Annotated in this window: 20 protein-coding genes; 14 read left to right on the top strand and 6 right to left on the bottom strand. The window is 71.2% G+C overall.

The window, feature by feature from the left end:
• Nucleotides 1-122: 122 nt before the first annotated feature.
• The 4 genes from SOM13_RS09515 to SOM13_RS09500 all read left to right on the top strand — a co-directional run bounded on the left by SOM13_RS09515 (nt 123) and on the right by SOM13_RS09500 (nt 5,491).
• Nucleotides 123-2,165, top strand: coding sequence for a beta-galactosidase (locus SOM13_RS09515; RefSeq protein WP_320479542.1), 2,043 nt, complete (start codon nt 123-125; stop codon nt 2,163-2,165).
• Nucleotides 2,162-3,118 (top strand): sugar ABC transporter permease, encoded by a 957-nt coding sequence (locus SOM13_RS09510; protein ID WP_320479541.1) that lies wholly within the window; start codon nt 2,162-2,164, stop codon nt 3,116-3,118. The genes SOM13_RS09515 and SOM13_RS09510 overlap by 4 nt, the downstream gene beginning before the upstream one ends.
• An 89-nt stretch (nt 3,119-3,207) precedes the next feature.
• Entirely contained in the window at nt 3,208-4,041 is an 834-nt protein-coding gene (locus SOM13_RS09505) for a carbohydrate ABC transporter permease (protein ID WP_320479609.1), read from the top strand.
• Between the two features lie 115 nt (nt 4,042-4,156).
• Complete coding sequence (locus SOM13_RS09500; RefSeq protein ID WP_320479540.1) at nt 4,157-5,491, top strand: ABC transporter substrate-binding protein; 1,335 nt, start codon at nt 4,157-4,159, stop codon at nt 5,489-5,491.
• Between the two features lie 145 nt (nt 5,492-5,636).
• Here the strand turns inward: SOM13_RS09500 and SOM13_RS09495 are convergent, their stop codons facing one another.
• Nucleotides 5,637-6,779 carry a hypothetical protein gene (locus SOM13_RS09495; protein ID WP_320479539.1) on the bottom strand — a complete coding sequence of 381 codons (1,143 nt, stop codon included), beginning with the start codon at nt 6,777-6,779 and terminating at the stop codon, nt 5,637-5,639.
• 420 nt (nt 6,780-7,199) lie between these two features.
• Here SOM13_RS09495 and SOM13_RS09490 point away from each other — a divergent pair, with 420 nt between their 5' ends.
• On the top strand, nt 7,200-7,646 hold the full coding sequence (locus tag SOM13_RS09490; protein ID WP_243214999.1) for a hypothetical protein: 447 nt from the start codon (nt 7,200-7,202) through the stop codon (nt 7,644-7,646).
• Nucleotides 7,647-7,813: 167 nt separating this feature from the next.
• Nucleotides 7,814-8,386, top strand: coding sequence for a helix-turn-helix domain-containing protein (locus tag SOM13_RS09485; protein WP_192060776.1), 573 nt, complete (start codon nt 7,814-7,816; stop codon nt 8,384-8,386).
• Nucleotides 8,387-8,541: 155 nt separating this feature from the next.
• Here SOM13_RS09485 and SOM13_RS09480 read toward each other — a convergent pair whose 3' ends face one another.
• Nucleotides 8,542-8,997, bottom strand: a complete 456-nt coding sequence (locus tag SOM13_RS09480; protein ID WP_320479538.1) for a hypothetical protein — start codon at nt 8,995-8,997, stop codon at nt 8,542-8,544.
• A gap of 227 nt (nt 8,998-9,224) precedes the next feature.
• Between SOM13_RS09480 and SOM13_RS09475 the strand changes: the two genes are divergently transcribed.
• The 6 genes from SOM13_RS09475 to SOM13_RS09450 all read left to right on the top strand — a co-directional run bounded on the left by SOM13_RS09475 (nt 9,225) and on the right by SOM13_RS09450 (nt 15,332).
• On the top strand, nt 9,225-9,977 hold the full coding sequence (locus tag SOM13_RS09475) for an SDR family NAD(P)-dependent oxidoreductase (RefSeq protein WP_243214995.1): 753 nt from the start codon (nt 9,225-9,227) through the stop codon (nt 9,975-9,977).
• Between the two features lie 207 nt (nt 9,978-10,184).
• Nucleotides 10,185-10,862, top strand: a complete 678-nt coding sequence (locus SOM13_RS09470; RefSeq protein WP_192060774.1) for a response regulator transcription factor — start codon at nt 10,185-10,187, stop codon at nt 10,860-10,862.
• Nucleotides 10,855-12,390, top strand: coding sequence for a HAMP domain-containing sensor histidine kinase (locus tag SOM13_RS09465; RefSeq protein WP_320479537.1), 1,536 nt, complete (start codon nt 10,855-10,857; stop codon nt 12,388-12,390). Before SOM13_RS09470 ends, SOM13_RS09465 begins: the two co-directional genes overlap by 8 nt.
• 221 nt (nt 12,391-12,611) lie before the next feature.
• On the top strand, nt 12,612-13,253 hold the full coding sequence (locus tag SOM13_RS09460) for a PepSY domain-containing protein (RefSeq protein ID WP_320479536.1): 642 nt from the start codon (nt 12,612-12,614) through the stop codon (nt 13,251-13,253).
• A gap of 152 nt (nt 13,254-13,405) precedes the next feature.
• On the top strand, nt 13,406-14,272 hold the full coding sequence (locus SOM13_RS09455; RefSeq protein WP_320479535.1) for an alpha/beta hydrolase: 867 nt from the start codon (nt 13,406-13,408) through the stop codon (nt 14,270-14,272).
• A gap of 10 nt (nt 14,273-14,282) precedes the next feature.
• Nucleotides 14,283-15,332 (top strand): biotin/lipoate A/B protein ligase family protein, encoded by a 1,050-nt coding sequence (locus SOM13_RS09450; protein WP_320479534.1) that lies wholly within the window; start codon nt 14,283-14,285, stop codon nt 15,330-15,332.
• A 152-nt stretch (nt 15,333-15,484) separates the two neighbouring features.
• Here the strand turns inward: SOM13_RS09450 and SOM13_RS09445 are convergent, their stop codons facing one another.
• Entirely contained in the window at nt 15,485-15,769 is a 285-nt protein-coding gene (locus SOM13_RS09445; RefSeq protein WP_192060769.1) for a GNAT family N-acetyltransferase, read from the bottom strand.
• A gap of 153 nt (nt 15,770-15,922) precedes the next feature.
• On the opposite strand from SOM13_RS09445, the gene SOM13_RS09440 reads away from it, so the two are divergent.
• The gene (locus SOM13_RS09440) at nt 15,923-16,912 is read left to right on the top strand and encodes a DNA-methyltransferase (protein ID WP_192060768.1); all 990 of its coding nucleotides are present in this window, start codon (nt 15,923-15,925) and stop codon (nt 16,910-16,912) included.
• Nucleotides 16,913-16,977: 65 nt separating this feature from the next.
• Here SOM13_RS09440 and SOM13_RS09435 read toward each other — a convergent pair whose 3' ends face one another.
• The 3 genes from SOM13_RS09435 to SOM13_RS09425 form a co-directional block, all read right to left on the bottom strand.
• Nucleotides 16,978-17,103: a hypothetical protein gene (locus SOM13_RS09435; RefSeq protein WP_256415641.1), complete on the bottom strand. Its 126-nt coding sequence runs from the start codon at nt 17,101-17,103 to the stop codon at nt 16,978-16,980.
• On the bottom strand, nt 17,103-17,252 hold the full coding sequence (locus SOM13_RS09430) for a hypothetical protein (RefSeq protein ID WP_192060767.1): 150 nt from the start codon (nt 17,250-17,252) through the stop codon (nt 17,103-17,105). The genes SOM13_RS09435 and SOM13_RS09430 overlap by 1 nt, the downstream gene beginning before the upstream one ends.
• A 196-nt stretch (nt 17,253-17,448) precedes the next feature.
• Nucleotides 17,449-18,078 carry a MarR family winged helix-turn-helix transcriptional regulator gene (locus SOM13_RS09425; protein WP_320479533.1) on the bottom strand — a complete coding sequence of 210 codons (630 nt, stop codon included), beginning with the start codon at nt 18,076-18,078 and terminating at the stop codon, nt 17,449-17,451.
• A gap of 366 nt (nt 18,079-18,444) precedes the next feature.
• On the opposite strand from SOM13_RS09425, the gene SOM13_RS09420 reads away from it, so the two are divergent.
• Nucleotides 18,445-19,263 (top strand): M15 family metallopeptidase, encoded by an 819-nt coding sequence (locus SOM13_RS09420; RefSeq protein ID WP_320479532.1) that lies wholly within the window; start codon nt 18,445-18,447, stop codon nt 19,261-19,263.
• The last annotated feature ends 2 nt before the right edge of the window (nt 19,264-19,265 follow it).

Genomic DNA, 19,265 nt, shown 5'->3' with positions numbered 1-19,265 from the left:
TCGCCGCGGTCTTGCCGTCGCGAATGTGGGAACGATCACAGACATCATGTGTGAACCTTCACAGACGAAGGGCTCCGGCCTCGAGTCGGTGGGGGATCGCCCGCCGACGAAGCCGAGGCCCCGTGCTCACCCAGACCCTCCCGCAGCAGACCGCGCTCGATCTCGGGCTCGACGGTCTCGTCTTCGGCTGCGACTACAACCCCGAGCAGTGGTCGCCCGAGACCTGGGTCGACGACGTCGCCCTGATGCGCGAGGCCGGGGTCAACCTGGTCGCCATCAACATCTTCGGCTGGTCGCACGTCGAGCCCGAGCCCGGCCGCTTCCGCTTCGACGACCTCGACGCCGTCATCGAGCTGCTGCACGCCGCGGGCATCGGGGTCAACCTCGGCACCGGCACCTCGTCGCCGCCGCCGTGGCTGACCACCCGCCACCCCGAGGTGCTGCCCCAGGCCGCGGACGGCACGACGCGGTGGCCCGGCGGCCGTCAGGCCTACTGCCCGAGCTCGCCCGTCTTCCGTGAGCGCGCCCTCCAGCTCGTCCGCGCGACCGCCGAGCGCTACGGCCGGCACCCCGCCGTGAAGCTCTGGCACGTGTCGAACGAGCTCGGCTGCCACAACGCCCTCTGCTACTGCGACGAGTCGGCCCGAGCATTCCGAGCCTGGCTGGAGGCGCGCTACGGCAGCGTCGACGCCCTCAACACCGCCTGGGGTACGGCCTTCTGGAGCCAGCGCTACTCGGCGTTCGCCGAGGTGCTGCCCCCGCGGGCGACCCTGTCGTTCGTCAATCCGGCGCAGACCATCGACTTCCAGCGCTTCAGCTCCGACACGCTGCTCGAGCACTATCGCGCCGAGGCCACCGTCATCGAGGCCGTCAGCGCCGTGCCGATCACGACGAACTTCATGGTCGCCGCCCACATCAAGAACCAGGACTACTGGAGCTGGGCCGACGACATGGCCGTCATCGCCAACGACCACTACCTCGATCACCGCCTCGAGCGCCCCGTCGTCGAGCTGGCCTTCGCCGCCGACACGACCCGCGGTCTCGCCGGAGGCGCCCCGTGGATCCTCATGGAGCACTCGACGGGCGCCGTGAACTGGCAGCCCCGCAACCTCGCGAAGGCACCGGGCGAGATGCTCCGGAACACCGCCTCCCATGTCGCCCGCGGCGCCGACGGCATCTGCTTCTTCCAGTGGCGCGCCTCCGTCAAGGGCACCGAGAAGTTCCACTCCGCGCTGCTGCCGCACGCCGGCACGTCGTCGCGCATCTGGGACGAGTCGGTGCGTCTCGGCGCCCTGGCCGGTCGCCTCGGCGAGCTGCGCGGCTCGCGCGTGGTCGCCGACGTCGCCCTCGTCTTCAGCTGGGAGAACTGGTGGGCCGCCGACCTCGAGGCGCACCCCACGGCCGACTTCTCGTACATCGAGCAGGTGCACCGCCTCTACGGCGCCCTCTGGGATCTCGGCGTCACGGTCGACGTCGTCGCGCCGGGCGCCCCGCTCGACGGCTACTCGCTCGTGGTCGTGCCGAGCCTCTACCTGGTGCGCGACGAGCACGCGGCCGTCGTCGACGCGTTCGTCGCCGACGGCGGGTCGGCCCTCGTGACGTTCTTCAGCGGCATCGTCGACGAGACCGACGGGGTCCGTCCGGGCGGCTACCCGGGTGCGTTCCGCGAGATGCTCGGGGTCAGGGTCGACGAGTTCGCCCCGCTGCCGGTCGGCGGCACCGTCGAGCTCGCCGGCGGTCTGCCGGGCGCCACGGGCAGCCTCTGGTCCGAGCCCGTCGAGCTCGTCGGCGCCGAGGCCGTCGTCGAGTACGCCTCGGGCACCCTCGCCGGGCGCCCGGCCGTCACCCGCAACACCCACGGCCGCGGTCTCGGCTGGTACGTCTCGACCGTGCTCGACGCCGAGGCCCTCGGCGACCTCGTCGCCCGGGTCGTCGACGAGGCCGGTGTTCCCGCCCGCAGCGAGGCAGCCGGCCACCCCGGTGTCGAGATCGTCCGCCGGGTCGGCGAGCAGCACGAGTGGGTCTTCGTGCTGAACCACTCCGACGAGACCGTCGCCCACGACTTCGCCGGCTACGACCTCGTCTCCGAGCAGAACGTGGCGGGGCGCATCGAGCTCGCCGCGGGCGGCTCGCACATCATCCGTCAGGACCGGAAGGCATCATGACCGTCACCCCCGCCCGCCCGCGAGACCCGCGAGCCGCCGACATCCCACGGCGCGGATCCGCGCCGAAGCAGAGGACCGCGCCCCGCCGCGGCTTCCGCTACCGCAAGGCGATCGCGATCTTCGTCCTGCCCTTCGGGGTGCTGTTCGCCGCGTTCTACCTGACGCCGATCCTCTACGCCGTGTACCAGTCGCTGCAGAAGATCGAGCGCGAGGGCACCTTCGGGGCCCCGACGCAGGTCTTCGGCGGTCTGACCCAGTACGCGCTGGTGTTCCAGAGCACCGAGTTCTGGGCGTCCATCCTCCGGGTGCTGATGTTCGGCATCGTGCAGGTGCCCGTGATGCTGTTCCTCGCGCTGCTGTTCGCCCTGCTGCTCGACTCGCCCCTCCTCCGCGGCAAGCGCTTCTTCCGACTCGCGTTCTTCGCGCCGTACGCCGTGCCCGGCGTCATCGCCGCGATCATGTGGGGCTACCTGTACTCGCCGAGCCTGTCGCCGTTCTCGGCGGTCACCTCGAACGTCGGGCTGCTCGACGGCGGCACCGTCCTCTGGGCCATCGCGAACGTCGTCACCTGGGTGTTCGTCGGCTACAACATGCTGATCATCTACTCGTCGCTGCTCGCGATCCCCACCGAGATCTACGAGGCCGCACGGCTCGACGGGGCGTCGCAGTTCCGCATCGCCGTCGCCATCAAGATCCCGCTGGTGATCCCGGCCATCGTGCTCACCGCCGTCTTCTCGGTGATCGGCACCCTGCAGCTGCTCACCGAGCCGCTCGTGTTCCGCCAGTTCACATCGACCATCTCGTCGACGTTCACGCCGAACATGCTCGTCTACTCGACGTCGTCGGTGCCCAACTTCAACCTCGCGGCCGCGTTCAGCGTCGTCCTCGCGGTCGCCACGTTCATCCTCTCGATCGGATTCCTCCGGTTGACCCAGCGGAAGGCCGACCAGTGACCGTCGACGCCCCCATCCGTCCCGCCGAGTCGTTCGACGACAAGACGACCCCCGCCCGCCAGCGCGGTCGCGGCCCCCGCGAGAGCGTCATGTCGCGCTCCGCCGCGATGATCATCATGGGCGCGTTCACGCTCTACTTCCTGATCCCGATCTTCTGGCTGCTGGTCTCGTCGACCAAGACGCTCGACAACTTCAACACCAGCGCCGCGCTGTGGTTCTCGCCCACGTCGCTGCAGGACTTCGCGGGCAACATCGCGCAGCTCTTCACCTACAACGACGGCATCTTCCCGCGGTGGATGGTCAACAGCATCGTCTACGCGACGATCGCCGGCGGTCTCGGCACGATCCTCTCGGCGATGTGCGGCTACGCGCTGGCGAAGTACCGGTTCCGTGGTCGCGAGGCGCTGTTCAACATCTTCCTGGGCGGCGTGCTCGTGCCGGCGACGGCCCTGGCGCTCCCGCTGTTCCTGATCTTCAGCGAGGTGCAGCTGACCGACACGTTCTGGGCGGTGTTCCTGCCGAGCATCGTCAGCCCGTTCGGCGTCTACCTGAGCCGCATCTACGCGGCGTCCAGCGTGCCCGACGAGATCGTGGAGGCCGCCCGCATCGACGGCTCGAGCGAGCTCCGGACCTTCTTCACCGTCGCGATCCGACTCATGTCGCCGGCCCTCGTGACCGTGTTCCTGTTCCAGTTCGTCGCGATCTGGAACAACTTCTTCCTGCCCCTGGTGATGCTGCGCTCGCAGGAGCTGTTCCCGGTGACCCTCGGTCTCTACACCTGGAACTCCAACGTCAGCCAGTACCCCGAGCTCCGCACCCTGGTGCTCGTGGGGGCGTTCGTCTCGATCATCCCCCTGCTGATCGCGTTCCTCAGCCTGCAGCGCTTCTGGCGCAGCGGCCTGGGGGCCGGCGGTCTCAAATAAGCCACCCCTCCCGGGTCACCCGACCCGCACCTCCTCGACCTCCAACCCGTACGGAAACGACGTCGTTCCCTCCCGAGACCGGGCTCCCCGGTCTCGCACCCCGATTGGAAATCACATGAAGAAGTCCAGAGTCCTCTCGATCGCGGCGGCCGCCGTGATCTCGACCATCGCCCTCGCCGGCTGCAGCGCCGGCAGCGGCTCCGACGGCGGATCCGGCTCCGGCGACGCCGCCTCGTGCGACGCGTCGTCCGGTCCCGTCACGCTCAACTTCACGACCTGGGTCCCCAACATGGACAAGGTCGTCGCCCTCTGGAACGAGGAGAACCCCGACGTCCAGGTGAAGGTCTCGATCGTGCCGAACGGCAACAGCGGCACCTACCAGAACTTCTTCAACCAGCTGAAGGCGGGCAACGCGCCCGACATCGGGCAGGTCGAGTACGACACCCTCCCCGCGTTCCGGGTGCAGGACGGCCTGGCGAACATCGCCTCGTGCGAGGGAGTGAGCGACGCCGAGGCCGACTTCTCGGACGGTCTGTGGAACCAGGTCACCTTCGGCGAGGACGACAGCGTCTACGCGATCCCCCAGGACTCGGGCCCCATGGCCCTCTACTACCGCAAGGACCTCTTCGAGAAGGCTGGACTCGACGTCCCCACCACGTGGGAGCAGTACGCCGAGGACGCCGTGAAGATCAAGGAGATGGGCGGCAGCATCACGAACTTCGCCAAGGGCGACGTGAACCAGTTCGCCGGTCTCGTCTCGCAGGCCGGCGGCCAGTGGTTCGACACCAGCGACGGCACGTGGAGCGTCGACATGACCGACGAGGCCTCCACCAAGGTCGCCGACTACTGGCAGGACCTCATCTCGAAGGACCTCGTCACGACCCTGCCGAGCTTCACCGACGAGTGGAACAACGCCTACAACACCGATCAGGACTGGACCTGGGTCTCGGCCGTCTGGGGTGCCAACACCATCTCGAGCGGCGCCCCCGACACGTCGGGCAAGTGGGCCGTCGCGCCCATGCCGCAGTGGGAGGAGGGCGAGACCGCGTCGGCCGCCTGGGGCGGATCGTCGAACGTCGTCTTCAAGGGCAGCGAGCACCCCGCTGAGGCCTCGCAGTTCCTGGTCTGGCTGAACACGTCGACCGAGGCGCTCGACGCCCTCAACAAGGAGGCCAACCTGTACCCGGCCTCGAGCACCGGCGCCGAGCTGCCGGCCCTGACCTCGGGCGTCGAGTTCTACGGCGACCAGGCCATCTACGAGGAGTTCGCGACCGCGGCCGAGAACATCCAGCCCTTCACCTGGGGCCCCACGATGACGCAGACCTACAGCGACATCTCCGACGGCTTCGGCACCGCCGCCTCGGGCGACGGCACCCTGCTCGAGGCCCTCGAGAGCGGCCAGGAGAAGACGATCGCCGCCCTCGAGGCGCAGTCGATCGCCGTCAAGTAACAGCACCTGCAGTGACGGCGCCCGCGCCGGGGGAGTCCTCCTCCGACGCGGGCGCCGTCGTGCGCCCGGGGGTCGGAGCCGGAGCCGAGGAGGCGCGGGTCGACCTCGCCGAGGAGGCGCGGGTCGGATCCCGAGGAGGCGCGGGTCAGATCTCGAGGACGCCGTCGACTGCCGCCGACCGCGGGGGCATCTGCCCGGTGGCGACGTCCTCTTCGAGATGGACGTCGACGTAGTCCCACGACTCGGGGTACCCGGCGTCATCGAACACCCGGTACCTCCTGCTCAGGCGGAGGAACGGCACAGCGGTGTGCTCGAACGAGACGACGAGCTCGGTGTCGGGCCAGGCGCCCCAACGCTCGACCACGACGTCGCGGTACGCGCTGCGACCCCGACGCGGGGCGGGGTGGTCGTGCGTCCACACCACGACCGGCTCGGCCAGGGCCTCCAGGCGCCGGCTCAGTGCGGCGACGGCCTCGTCGCGGGCCGTCGCGTCGCCGTCCCAGAGCGGCCAGGTCGCGCCGACCACGCCGGTGAGGTCGAAGCGGTCTCCCCAAGTCTCGTGGAGGACGGTCTCGGCCTGCTCCTGCGCCTCCCAGTCGTCGTCGTGCTCGAGCGGGACGGCCGTCGACGGGAGTGAGCCGGTGTCGATCGACGACGGGAGTCCGGCCCTCGTGTCGACCCGAGCCTCCCGAGGCTCGTAGACGACGTTCCAGCCCCATCCGTCGGGCGAGGCGATCTCGCGCGGGCCCGTCGCATGGAAGCGGATCACGAGGTCGTCGCGGTCGAGTCGGACGCCGTCGATGAGGTGGTCGACCCGGACCATGTCGCGCTCGCCCCGCGGGCCGACGCGGATGAGATCGCCGGGCGAGGTCGGCAGCGGGTCGGCGGGCTCGCGTTCGGGCAGCGGGTCGTCGTCGTGCTCCACCCCGTCGGCGCCGACGAAGTGGTAGGTGTACTGCGTGGCCGTCATGACGAGGGTGTCGTCGCTGTCGCTGTCGAGGTCGAGGTCGGCTTCGCCGTCGGTCCCGTGCTGGTGGTCGTCGTCGTTCACGCCGTGATCGTCGGGCACATCGGTCCCGGCCTCGGGCCAGAACGGCTCCTCGGGCATCGGCTCGAGCATGGCGGGGTCGGGCGATCCCTCCTCGCCCGCATCGTCGGACGACTGCTCGAGCGGGTCGTCCTCGCCCATCCAGAACGACGCGCTCGCTGCGGGGGTCGCCGGCCCATAGACCCACCCTGTCGTCGCCGACCGGGCGGTGCGTCCCCAGGTCGTGTGCGGCGGTGACACCCTCGGAGGTGAGATGGACTGCGGTGTACTCCATCGCCTCGACGATATTTTCGGCGCCGCCCGTGTCGGATTCGTACACGACCCATGCACCCGACTCCGTGGGTACGACGGAGGCACCCGTCACGGCTCGCCGCGGCACTGATGCGTCACCCCACGTGATCAACGTCGATGCGCCGCCCCCGTCGACGACCGCAGCCACCGGTCGCGTCGCATCGGGGATCAGAGTCAGGTCGCCGACGGCGACGGCGGCGAGAGGGACGAGCGGGTCACGGGAATTCGTCGGCACGAGTCGACGCTAGCGGCCTCCCCTCCACCCGGTGCCTCGGAGCGAGTTCACCCGCCGGGTGCTTTCCCAGTGGCCCCCTTCCCGCCGGGCTCGCTCGGGCATACTGTATGCCACACGACGAGCGAGGAGTCACCATGGCGACCGATGGATTCAGCGCGACCGAGAAGGCGGCGATGAAGCAGCGGGCCGCCGAGCTCCGCGCCGAGGCGAAGCAGCAGAAGGCGGCCGACAGAGCCGCGGCCGACCTGCAGAGCGTGCTCGACGCCCACTTCGCCATGACGGAGTCGGAGCGGCTGCTCGCCGAGAACCTCCACGCGATCGTGCTCGAGCAGGCGCCCCAGCTGCTGCCGAAGACCTGGTACGGGTTCCCGTCGTACGCCGGGCCCGACGGCAAGATCGTCGTGTTCTTCCAGCCGGGTGCGAAGTTCGGCACGAGGTACAGCACGGTCGGGTTCCAGGATTCTGCGACGCTCGACGAGGGGTCGCTCTGGGCCACGTCGTTCGCCTACACCGCGATCGACGACGACTCGACGGCGCGACTCGTCGCTCTGATCCGCCAGGCGACGCAGGGCGCCGAGTAGGGCGGACGGCCGGCACCGCGCCTCCTTCCGTGCCATCCGGGCGTCGATGAGTCACGACGCGCCGTGTGACTGCCGGGGCGGCGGCGTGTCGTGACTCATCGAGCCGCTTCGCCTCGGCTGCTCGGCTGCCGGGCTGAGTGCTGCGGATCTGGCATAGGGTCTTGCCTATGACGCAAGACATGATCGACGAGGTCGTCCGCCAGCGGATCCGCGGGCTGCGTGTGGCCCGGGGGTGGACCCTCGAGGCGCTGTCGTCGCGCTGCTACCTGTCGACGTCGACGCTGAGTCGCATCGAGACCGGGCACCGGCGCATCGCGCTCGACCAGCTGGTGCCCATCGCGCAGGCGCTCGGCACGACGCTCGATCAGCTGGTCGAGCCCGAGGGCGACGACGACGTCGTGATCCGGCCGGAGCCCGAGGCGAGCGCAGGCCTGACCGTCTGGCTGCTGTCTCGGGAGCGCGATCGTCGGGGCGTGACGATCGCGAAGATGCGCATCACGTCGGAGCGGGAGGTCGGCGAGCCCCGTGTGCACCCGGGTTACGAGTGGTTCACGGTGCTGAGCGGCACGGTGCGGCTGCGTCTCGGTGAGCGGGAGATCCTCGTGCGGCAGGGGCAGGCGGCGGAGTTCTCGACGATGACGCCGCACGCGATCGAGGCGCACGAGGGGCCGGTCGAGGTGCTGACGATCTTCGACCACGACGGCGAGCGGGCGCACCTGCCGGGGCACCGCGGCGCCTGAGCGCCGGCGTCTGCGTCGGCTCGTCGAGCAGGGAGTGCTCTCGCGATTCGCCTATTACGCATCGATGCGTAATAGTCGGTCGGCGGGATCGCCCCCGCCCCGCCCCCCCCGCGATTCGGTTGCTACGCATGGATGCGTAATAGCCGATCGGTGAATCACCGCCCCCCAGGGGCCTGTCCCCGAGGGCTCGGCGGTCGGTAGGCGTCGTGTGGATCCGTCGAGGAGACGCGACGCGCGGGGTGCGCCGCGGCGACCGGGTGCGGGGCGGTGCCGGCCCGTTCGGCCGGGGCGGTGGTGTCCGGGGCGGTGGTGTCCGGGTCGGATGAGCCCCGCGCGAGGCGCGGAGGCCAGGTCGTCACCACGATGCTCAGGACGAACGCGGCGAGCAGACCGAGAAGACCGACGGCGAAGGCGCCCGGCGCGAGGGCGCCCGTGATGATGCCGGGCATGGCTTCGTCCGGCGGCAGGCAGACGCCGTCCACGTTGCAGGTCAGGGAGCCGTATGCGGCTCCAGGCGGATGGACGCCTCGTACGGAGAACATCGCGACGACCGAGCCGATGATCACGACGGACGAGGCGAGGGCGAGGGCGCTGATGGGAGAGCGGGGCACGACCTGAGCATATGACGACCGTCATGTCTGAAGCCTCGGGCCGGGGTGACGGGACGCGCGTTTCGAGGTCGACCCGCGCCTCCTCGGTATCCCATGGCCGTGACGGATTCGGGCTGGGCGACACGTGTTGCTCGGAAACCTATGCGGGCGTATGGTTCGAAGGGTGGGCTCATCGACGAGCCCGACCGGCCCCGACGGCCGGCCCCGAACGACGGAAGGCACGCATCATGGCTCGATTCGACAACAGGACCGCACTCGTCACCGGCGGCGGGAGCGGCATCGGCGCCGCGATCTCGCGCTCGCTGGCCGCAGAGGGCGCCTCCGTGGTCGTCACCGACATCAAGCTCGACGCGGCGCAGTCCGTCGTCGACGAGATCGTCGCAGCCGGCGGAACCGCCGCGGCCTTCGAGCAGAACACGGCGAAGGCCGAGCAGTCGGAGGCGGCCGTCGAGTTCGCGAAGACGACCTACGGTGCCCTCCACCTCGCCGTGAACAACGCCGGCATCGGCGCCCCGGCCGCCGACATCGGCGACTACGACATCGCCGCGTGGGATCGCGTCCGCGGAGTCGACCTCGACGGTGTCTTCTACGGCCTCCGCTACCAGCTGCCCGCCATGGTCGAGGCCGGCGGAGGAGCCGTCGTCAACATGAGCTCCGTGCTCGGCTCGGTCGGCATCGCGCAGAACGCCGCCTACGTCGCGAGCAAGCACGCCCTCGTCGGTCTGACCAAGGTCGCCGCCCTCGAGTACTCGGCCCGCGGTGTCCGCACCAACGCCGTCGGGCCCGGGTTCATCGACACCCCGCTCGTCCGCTCGTCGCTCGACGGCGACGCGCTCGCCTACCTCGAGTCGCAGCACGCGACCGGCCGACTCGGCACCGACAAGGAGGTCTCGGCGCTGGTGCTGTTCCTCCTCAGCGACGACGCGTCGTTCATCACGGGCAGCTACCACCTCGTCGACGGCGGCTACTCGGCGCGCTGACCCGCGCCTCCTGCGCTCCCCAGCGTCGAGGAGTCACGACACGCCGCGCACCCCCGGGCAGCCGCGGCGTGTCCTGACTCCTCGAGCGGGCAGGCCCGGGCTGCCTCGGGCGACCCGGAGGCCGAGGAGGCGCGCTTCAGGCCTGCTTCAGCGCCGGCCCGTCAGAATGGGCGGGTCGCGCACCCGGCGCGCCGTCAGGAGGCCCCCGTGCGCGTGCTCGTCGTCGAAGACCAGGCCGCGCTCGCCGAGGGGCTCCGGCTGGGGCTCGAGGCCGAGGGCATCGCGGTCGACGTCGCGGCCACCGGCACCGACGGCCTCTGGCGCACCCGCGAGGGCAGCTACGACGCCGTCGTGCTCGACATCATGCTGCCGGGCATGAGCGGCTACGCCGTCTGCCGATCCATGCGCGAGGGCGGCGACTGGACCCCGGTCATCATGCTCACCGCCAAGGACGGCGAGTGGGACCAGGTCGAGGCGCTCGACACGGGCGCCGACGACTACCTCACCAAGCCGTTCTCGTTCGTCGTGCTGCTCGCGCGACTGCGTGCCCTCGTCCGGCGCGGCGCCCGCGAACGCCCGGTCGTGCTCGAGGCCGGCGACCTGCGCGTCGACCCCGCCTCGCGCACCGTGCACCGCGGCGACACCGCCGTCGAGCTGACCAGTCGCGAGTTCGCGGTGCTCGAGTTCCTGATGCGGCACGTCGGGCAGGTCGTCACGAAGCGCCAGGTGCTCGACGGCGTCTGGAACGACGACTTCGAGGGCGACCCCAACATCGTCGAGGTCTACGTGCGGCACCTCCGCAACAAGGTCGACCGGCCGTTCGGGCGCGAGGCGATCGTCACGATGCGCGGCGCCGGGTACCGACTGGAGGCTCAGGGTGGCTGACGGGCCCGCGGTCGGGCGCCGCGCCTCCCTCCGGCTGCGGATCACGGTGGCCGCGGTGCTCGCGGTCGCCCTCACGCTGGGCGTCTTCACCCTGGTCTTCGCGCTCGTGCAGCGGGCCGTGCTCGACGACGCCCCGCGGTCGGCGGCCCAGACCGACGCCGACCGGGTCGCCTCGGCCATCGAGGCCGGCACCGCGCCCGCGACGGCCGCGGCGGGCGACACCGACGACGGAGCGGTGCTCGTCGTCGACCGCACCGGGGCCCTGCTCGCCGCCGGGGGAGACGACGATCTGCTCGAGCACCTCACCGACGGCAGCGTCGGAGACCCGTCGGCGCTCGGCCCCACGGCGCGGATCGACGGCGACACGTACGTCGTGGCGACCGAATCGGCGACCCGACCGGGCGACGACGCCTCGAGCGGTTCGGGTTCGGGCTCGGGCTCGGGTTCGGGTTCGGGCTCGGGTTCGGGCTCCGTCGACTCGGACGACGACACCGACACCGACACCGACACCGACACCGACACCGATTCCGACGTGGACGACGCCGACGCCGACACGAACGCCGACCCCGCGGCGACCGTCACCGTCGTCGCCGTGAGATCCCTCGAGGAGGCGCGGGCCGCCTCCTCGGCCAGTCTCGTCACGCTCGGGGTCGCGATCCCGGTCGCTCTGCTGGTGCTGGCCGTGACGACCTGGCTCGTCGTCGGCCGGGCGCTCCGCCCCGTCGAGGCGATGCGCCGCGAGGTCGACGCCGTCACGGCGGCTCAGCTCGATCGGCGCGTGGCCGACCCCGGCGGCACCGACGAGGTCGCCCGACTCGCCCGCACGCTGAACGACATGCTGGCCCGGCTCGAGTCGTCGGCCGCGGCCCAGCGCCGCTTCGTCGGCGACGCCTCGCACGAGCTGAAGACGCCCCTCGCGACCATCCGCCAGCACGCCGAGGTCGCCCTGCTGCACCCCGAGAGCATCGACGGCGCCGCGCTCGCGGGCACGGTGATGACCGAGGAGGCGCGGCTCACCGGGCTCGTGCAAGGCCTGCTGGTCCTCGCTCGCGCCGACGAGGGAGCGCTCGGCGTCACCCGTCGCCCCGTCGACCTCGACGACCTCGTGGTGACCGAGACGGCGCGACTGCGCGGGGCGACACCGGGTCTCGCCGTCGACGCGACCGGCGTCGGCCCGGCGCGGGTCGACGGCGACGAGGGGCTGCTCGGCCAGGTGGTGCGCAACCTCCTCGCCAACGCCGCCCGGCACGCCGAGACGCGGGTCGCCGTGTGGCTGGTCGAGCGGCACGGGCGGGCCGTGCTGACGGTCGACGACGACGGAGCCGGAGTGCCGCAGGCCGACCGCGAGCGCGTCTTCGACCGGTTCGTGCGACTCGACGAGGCCCGCACCCGCGACTCGGGCGGCAGCGGTCTGGGGCTCGCGATCGTCCGCGAGATCGCCCGCGTGCACGGCGGCACGGTCACGGTCGGCGAGTCCCCTCTGGGCGGCGCGCGCTTCGTCGTCGACCTGCCCGCCGGCGCGGCCTGAGCGGACGGGACGGGCCGAACCGCGCCTCCTGACGTGTCGGCCCGGGCCTTGTGAATAGGCCGAACCGCGCCTCCTGAACGGGTTGACCCGCGCCTCCTGAACGGTTCTTCAGCGGGCTTCAGTGTCGCTTCAGGGCCCCCGATCCAGAGTGATGTCATCAGCTCGACCGGCGCCCCCGCCGCGTCGGAAGCCGGCCCCAGGGCCCCACGATCGGAGACACCGTGAAGAAGAAGACCATGATCATCGCCGGAGCGGCCGCGGCCGTCATCGTCCTCGCCGGTGGCGGCATCGCCGTCGCGTCGACCCTGGACGACCGCGTGTCGGCGTCCGACCGCGAGTCCGTCTCGCAGGCGGCGCTCGCCGAGGTCGGCAGCGGCGTCGTGACCGACGTCGACCGCCTCGACGACGGCCTCGAGGGCTACGAGGTCGACGTCACTCGCGACGACGGCCGCGAGGTCTCGGTGCTGCTCGACGGCGAGGGCGCCGTCGTGTCGAGCCGGGTCGACGACCGGGGCGACTCGCGCGACTCGGACGACGACGGCTCGACCGGCTCGACGGGCTCGACCGGCAGCGTCGACGCGGATGACCGCGACGGCGACGACGTCGCGACCGGCTCCGCCCCCGGCGCGCCCACCACGGGCGACCGCGACGACGCCGAGCTGACCGGGGCCGACTACGACCGCGCCTCGGCCGCCGCGATCGAGGCCGCTGGCGGCGGTGTCGTCACCGACGCCGACCGCAGCGACGACCGCGACGTGGCCTACGAGGTCGACGTGCGCCTCGACGACGGCACCGAGGTCGACGTCGACCTCGACGCCGACTTCGGCGTGGTGCGCACCGACGTGGACTCGCCCCGCCGCTGACCGACGGGCTCCGCAGCCGAGGAGGCGCGGGTCGGCTCCGATGCCGACCCGCGCCTCCTGCGGTCTCCGCCCCTCCCTCCCGGCCGCGCCCGCCCCGATGTCGTACCCGGCGGCGCCCGCCCGATGTCGTACCCGACTGGCAGGATGACCCCGTGCCCCAGTTCATCCCCGCCCGCGGCGATCACACCTTCGTCGATCAGCACGGTGTCACCGTCCACTACTACGTGTGGCGTGCGGCCACGCCCAAGGCCGTCGTGCAGATCGCGCACGGCGTCGCCGAGCACGCGTTGCGCTACGAGGCGCTCGCCCACGATCTCGTGCGGGCCGGCTACACGGTCTACGCCGACGATCACCTCGGGCACGGCGAGACCGGGCTCGGCCAGTGGGGCGGCGATCACACGAAGCTCGGTCGTCTCGGCCCGTCGGGTCTCGCGGGCACGATCGAGGCGATCACCCAGCTGACGGGCATCATCCGGGCCGACGAGCCCGGTCTGCCGCTGGTCGGCCTCGGGCACTCGTGGGGATCGCTCATGATGCAGAAGATCGTCGACCGGCAGGCGTCGCTCTTCGACGCCGTCGTGCTGAGCGGCACGGCCTACCGCATGCCGGGCAGCATGAACGGCGGCGATCTCAACGCCCAGCACGCGCACGAGGGCGGCACCGGGTTCGAATGGCTCAGCCGCGACACCGCGGTGATCGAGCGCGCCGTCGCCGACCCCCTGATGACCGTCGCGACCGTGGCGAAGCTGTTCGGCTACCGCGACGCGCTGCGGCTCTTCGGGCGGCCGTCACGATCGCTCGACTCCGACCCGCCGCTGCTGATCCTGGTCGGCAGCGACGATACCCTCGGCGGCGAGGCGAGCGCCCGCAGGCTCGCGTCGGCGTACCTCGGTCGCAGCGGCCTCAGCGACGTCGAGCTGATCGTCTACACCGGCGCCCGGCACGAGGTCTTCAACGAGACGAACCGAGACGAGGTCGTGGCCGATCTCGTCCGGTGGCTCGACGACCGCGTGGCCTAGGCTGCGACTCATGCACGGTGAGTACAAGGTCCCTGGCGGCAAGCTCGTGGTCGTCGATCTCGAGGTGGGCGACGGGCGCATCGCCGGGTTCCGGCTCGCCGGCGACTTCTTCCTCGAGCCCGACACGGCGCTCGACGCCATCGACCGGGCCGTCAACGGCCTGCCGGTCGAGTCCGATGCGGCGACGATCGCCGCGGCCATCCGTCGAGGTCTGCCCGACGACGCGGTGCTGCTCGGCTTCAGCCCCGAGGCCATCGCGGTCGCCGTCCGCCGCAGCCTCTCGAAGGCCACCGACTGGCGCGACTACGACTGGCAGATCATCCACGACGAGCCGGTCTCGCCCAACATGCACCTCGCGCTCGACCAGGTGCTGACCGAGGAGGTCGGCGCGGGTCGCCGCGGCCCGACCCTGCGCTTCTGGGAGTGGAACCAGCCGGCCGTCGTGATCGGCAGCTTCCAGTCGCTGAAGAACGAGGTCGACCTCGACAACGCGGCGACGCACGGCTTCGAGGTCGTCCGTCGGATCAGCGGCGGCGGCGCCATGTTCATGGACGCCGAGTCGATCGTCACCTACTCGCTGTACGCACCGGGCGAGCTCGTGCAGGGCATGAGCTTCGCCGACTCGTACGCGTATCTCGACGAGTGGGTGATCACGGCGCTCAAGTCGCTCGGCATCGACGCGTTCTACCAGCCGCTCAACGACATCACGTCGGCGAAGGGCAAGATCGGCGGGGCCGCGCAGAAGCGCCTCGGCAACGGCGCCCTGCTGCATCACGCCACGATGTCGTACGACATGGACGGCGAGAAGATGGTGCAGGTGCTGCGCATCGGCCGCGAGAAGATGAGCGACAAGGGCACGACCAGCGCGGCGAAGCGCGTCGACCCGCTGCGCAGTCAGACCGGGCTGCCCCGCACCGAGATCATCGAGCGGCTCAAGCAGACCTTCGCCGGGCTGTACGGCGCGACGACGGGTGGCGTCACCGACGACGAGCTCGCTCAGGCCGAGCAGCTCGTGACGACGAAGTTCGCGACGCCGGAGTGGCTGCGCCGCGTCCCCTGAGCGCCCCCGCGCGCCGTCCGGCCGCGAGGGTCGCCGGCGGCGAGTGCCGGCGGCGACGGTGGGCAGAAACGGCCCTTCGTGCGGCCGCAAGGGGCGCCATCTGACCACCGTGGTCGCCGCCGGCGACGGCGCCGAGGGGCGGACGGCCCGGGTCAGCGGTTGAGGAGCTCGCGGTAGTCGACGTGCTCGTCGATGTAGTCGACCACGAACGGGCAGAGCGGGACGACGCGGCGGGTGCTGTTCTCGCGCACGTCGTCGAGCGCGCCCTGCACCAGCTGCGCGCCGAGGCCGGTCGAGCGTCGGCTCGGCTCGATCTCGGTGTGCGTGAAGCGGATCTCGTCGCCGACGATCTCGTAGGCGGCGAAGCCCACGGTCGTGTCGCCCTCCACGAGGGCGTACTGGTTCTGGTCCGGGCGGTTCTCTACTACGGCGTTCATCCCGTCACGCTACGCCCGCCGCCCCCGACCCGCCCTCGCCCCCTCCGTCGCCCTCCGTCCCCCTCCGCCCCACTCCGCTCCGGTCGGGGCCGGCCCGCAGGAGGCGCGGCGAGGGTGGGCGGAGCCGGCCCCGGCACGCGACAGAATGGAGGCATGCCCCTGAACTGGACCAGCGCCTCCTCGAGCCTCGTGGTCCAGGGTGACAATCTCGAGGTGACGCCGCGGCTGCCCGACGAGGCGTTCACGGTCGTCTACCTCGACCCGCCGTTCAACACGGGGCGGGCGCAGAAGCGGCGGACGACCACCTCGGTCCGCAGCGCCGACGACTCCGTGACCGCCGTCACGGGTTTCAAGGGCGTCGCGTACGAGCGGATCCGCGGCGACCTGATGCGCTACGACGACCGTTTCGACGACTACTGGTCGTTCCTCGAGCCGAGACTCGCCGAGGCCTGGCGCCTGCTCGCCCCCGACGGCACCCTCTATCTGCACCTCGACTACCGCGAGGCGCACTACGCGAAGGTGCTGCTCGACGTGCTGTTCGGTCGCGACAACTTCCTGAACGAGATCATCTGGGCGTACGACTACGGCGCGAAGAGCCGCAACCGGTGGCCCACCAAGCACGACACGATCCTCGTCTACGTGAAGGACCCTGCCCGGTACCACTTCGACTCCGAGACGGTCGACCGCGAGCCCTACATGGCTCCCGGGCTGGTCACACCCGAGAAGGTCGCGCGGGGCAAGCTGCCGACCGACGTCTGGTGGCACACGATCGTGTCGCCGACGGGCCGTGAGAAGACCGGCTACCCGACGCAGAAGCCCGAAGGCGTGCTGAGACGCATGATCCAGGCGTCGAGCCGTGAAGGCGACTGGGTGCTCGACTTCTTCGCCGGCAGCGGCACGACCGGAGCCGTGGCCGAGTCGCTCGGCCGGCGTTTCGTGCTGGTGGACAGCAACGAGGAGGCGGTGGCCGTGATGCGCAGGCGGCTCCCGCAGGCGGACGTCACCGTGGTCAAGCCCCGCGCGACGCGCAAGCCGGCCGCTCGCAAGCCAGCCGCCGCTCGCAAGCCGGCGACCGCGAAGCCGGCCACCGCGAAGCCGGCGACCGCGAAGCCGGCACGGACGACGGTCGCCGAGGCGGACTGACCTCGTGAGACCGCCCCTGTCGCGGGGAGGTCGAGGCCGCAGGCCCGGCGCTTAGCAGGAGGGGTTCAGGCGGCGGTCTGCGTGATCTGCTGACCGTGGTCGACGGCGTGGGCGCCACCGGCCGAGACGGTGCCGCGGACGACCGCGACCAGCTGCTCGTGCGTGAGCGACTGGAGCATCTGGGCGTTCATCAGAGGAGTCCGAGGGCGGTGCCGACGGCTGCGCCGAGGCTGACCACCGTGCCGAGAGCGGCGACGACGATGACGACGACCGTCGTGTCGTGGCCGGCGTCGATCGGGTTCGAGCGACGTCCTCGAGGCGTCGGGGTGAGTGCAGTCATGTCCTGCTCGTTTCTGGCATCCCTGCGATGCCGGCTGATCCATCGTGATCGGTGCTGCGGTCACGGGTCGACCAGGGGCCGATCCGTGCGACTCCGGCCGTGAACCGGGGTCGGTGGCCCCGCCGTGAATCGGGGCCGTCCGATGAGACTGGCAGAGGGTGCCTAGGTTGTCTAGACACTCTCCGGCTCGATTCGTTCAGCGGATACGGTTCTCGGAGCCGGTCGGTTCGTGGCTCCCGGCCGTGCTCTGGGCCGGGTGCTCGGCCGGGCCGTTGGCTGAGCTGTCGGCCGTGCCGTCGGCCGGGCTCTCCGCTTCGGCGGCGTGGTCGTCGATCGACAGCGCCTCCGACATCGAGTCGAGGAACGACGCGACGACCGCCTGCTCGTCGGCGGACATCGACTCGGCCGTCACGATCATGCGTCGGTGCATGGCAGACAGCGTCGAGCGGACCTCGACGTGCGAGTCGTTCGTGACGGTCAGCAGCACGCCGCGCCGGTCGGTCGGGTGCGGGTTGCGCCGCAGGTGCCCGCTGGCGACCAGTCGGGCGATCAGGACCGAGGTCGAGGCCGAGGTGATGCCGAGATGGGTCGCGAGGTCCTTCGCGTTGACGTCCTCGCCGCGGCGGGACGCCCGCACCAGGAATCTCAGAGCGGCCAGGTCGGTGTCGCCCATGCCCATCGAGTCGCGGGTCCGCTTGCGCATGTCCGACTCGGCGGAGCGGTAGCGGCGCAGGGCGTTGAGCACCTCGACCCCGCGCTCTTCGGCGCTGCTCGTGTACCAGTAGCCGGTGGCGTCGTAGAGGGCCGAGGGTCTGTTGGTCGCCATGCTAGAGAGACTAGCTTCACCGGCGGCGAACATGCCAAGGGCCGCACCTCGAGACGAGGGGCGGCCCTTGTGGTCGTCGCACCTCCCGCGTGAGCTTCACGGGCAGGGTACGCCGGGGATGAGACGACCGGGGAGGTGGCTAGCACCTCCAGCAAGGAACACGCTACCCCCTTGCGGGGCCGGTTCGGTCCGCGGTGACGGATACCGAGGCGACCTCCAGCTTCCGACCCGTGCCCTACGAGCACCCGCCGCGAGCCTGATGCGGACCCGACGCGAGCCCGACGCCGGCCCGGTCCGGACCCGCCCCGGACCCGACGTGGGGCGGGCTCCTGATCGCCGCCGAGCCGACGAACTAGGCTCGACGCGATGACCTCCCGCCCCTTCTCGTCCCGCACGGCGATCCTGCTGCCCCTCGCCGCGATCGTCGCCGCGGCGCTGCTCGCGTCGTGCTCGGCGGCGACTCCCGCGCCCACGTCTCCGGCCTCGCCCAACCCGTCCGAGACGCCCACGGCGGCGACGCCGGTTCCCTCGGAGACCGAGGAGGCGCCTCCTGCGTCCCCGACGACGCCCGCCTTCGACAGGTCCGCGCGGTCGATCGACGACCCCTCGAGCCTCTGGGTCGTCAGCGACAAGCTGCGTCCGCTCGACCCCGTCGACTACGCGCCGACCGATCTCGTCACGCCCGACGTGCAGAGCCAGAACCCGCCCACGCTGCGCGCCGAGGTCGCCGACGCGGTCGTCGAGATGTTCGCCGCGGGGGAGGCGGAGGGTGCGGGGGTGTTCCAGGTGCAGAGCGCGTACCGGTCGTATGACACGCAGGTCACCGTCTACGACGGCTGGGTGCAGCGACTCGGGCAGACCCAGGCCGACGCGCAGAGCGCCCGCCCCGGGTTCAGCGAGCACCAGACCGGGCTCGCGCTCGACATCAGCCCCGTGCCCCTCAGCTGCGCGCTGCAGGCGTGCTTCGGCGACACCCCGCAGGGGAAGTGGCTCGCGGCGAACGCCTGGCGCTTCGGGTTCTTGCTGCGGTACCCCGCCGACAAGGTCGCGGTGACCGGGTTCACCTTCGAGCCGTGGCACTTCCGGTACATCGGCACGGACCTCTCGACCGAGATGCACGAGACGGGCGTGACGACCCTCGAGGAGTTCTTCGACCTGCCCGCAGCGCCCGGCTACGCCGGCTGACC

This window comes from Frigoribacterium sp. CFBP9030 (assembly GCF_034045195.1).
In the GTDB taxonomy this organism is placed as follows: Bacteria; Actinomycetota; Actinomycetes; order Actinomycetales; family Microbacteriaceae; genus Frigoribacterium.
Note: the sequence above shows the minus strand (reverse complement) of the source record. Positions and strands in the feature narration are given on the sequence as shown.

What these genes read in the sequence shown, in the direction of transcription:
- SOM13_RS09510 (WP_320479541.1), top strand. Translation starts at nt 2,162, where the DNA reads ATGACCGTCACCCCCGCCCGCCCGCGAGACCCGCGAGCCGCCGACATC.
- SOM13_RS09505 (WP_320479609.1), top strand. Translation starts at nt 3,208, where the DNA reads ATGTCGCGCTCCGCCGCGATGATCATCATGGGCGCGTTCACGCTCTAC.
- SOM13_RS09500 (WP_320479540.1), top strand. Translation starts at nt 4,157, where the DNA reads ATGAAGAAGTCCAGAGTCCTCTCGATCGCGGCGGCCGCCGTGATCTCG.
- SOM13_RS09490 (WP_243214999.1), top strand. Translation starts at nt 7,200, where the DNA reads ATGGCGACCGATGGATTCAGCGCGACCGAGAAGGCGGCGATGAAGCAG.
- SOM13_RS09485 (WP_192060776.1), top strand. Translation starts at nt 7,814, where the DNA reads ATGACGCAAGACATGATCGACGAGGTCGTCCGCCAGCGGATCCGCGGG.
- SOM13_RS09475 (WP_243214995.1), top strand. Translation starts at nt 9,225, where the DNA reads ATGGCTCGATTCGACAACAGGACCGCACTCGTCACCGGCGGCGGGAGC.
- SOM13_RS09450 (WP_320479534.1), top strand. Translation starts at nt 14,283, where the DNA reads ATGCACGGTGAGTACAAGGTCCCTGGCGGCAAGCTCGTGGTCGTCGAT.
- SOM13_RS09445 (WP_192060769.1), bottom strand. Translation starts at nt 15,769, where the DNA reads ATGAACGCCGTAGTAGAGAACCGCCCGGACCAGAACCAGTACGCCCTC.
- SOM13_RS09440 (WP_192060768.1), top strand. Translation starts at nt 15,923, where the DNA reads ATGCCCCTGAACTGGACCAGCGCCTCCTCGAGCCTCGTGGTCCAGGGT.
- SOM13_RS09435 (WP_256415641.1), bottom strand. Translation starts at nt 17,103, where the DNA reads ATGAACGCCCAGATGCTCCAGTCGCTCACGCACGAGCAGCTGGTCGCG.
- SOM13_RS09430 (WP_192060767.1), bottom strand. Translation starts at nt 17,252, where the DNA reads ATGACTGCACTCACCCCGACGCCTCGAGGACGTCGCTCGAACCCGATC.
- SOM13_RS09425 (WP_320479533.1), bottom strand. Translation starts at nt 18,078, where the DNA reads ATGGCGACCAACAGACCCTCGGCCCTCTACGACGCCACCGGCTACTGG.
- SOM13_RS09420 (WP_320479532.1), top strand. Translation starts at nt 18,445, where the DNA reads ATGACCTCCCGCCCCTTCTCGTCCCGCACGGCGATCCTGCTGCCCCTC.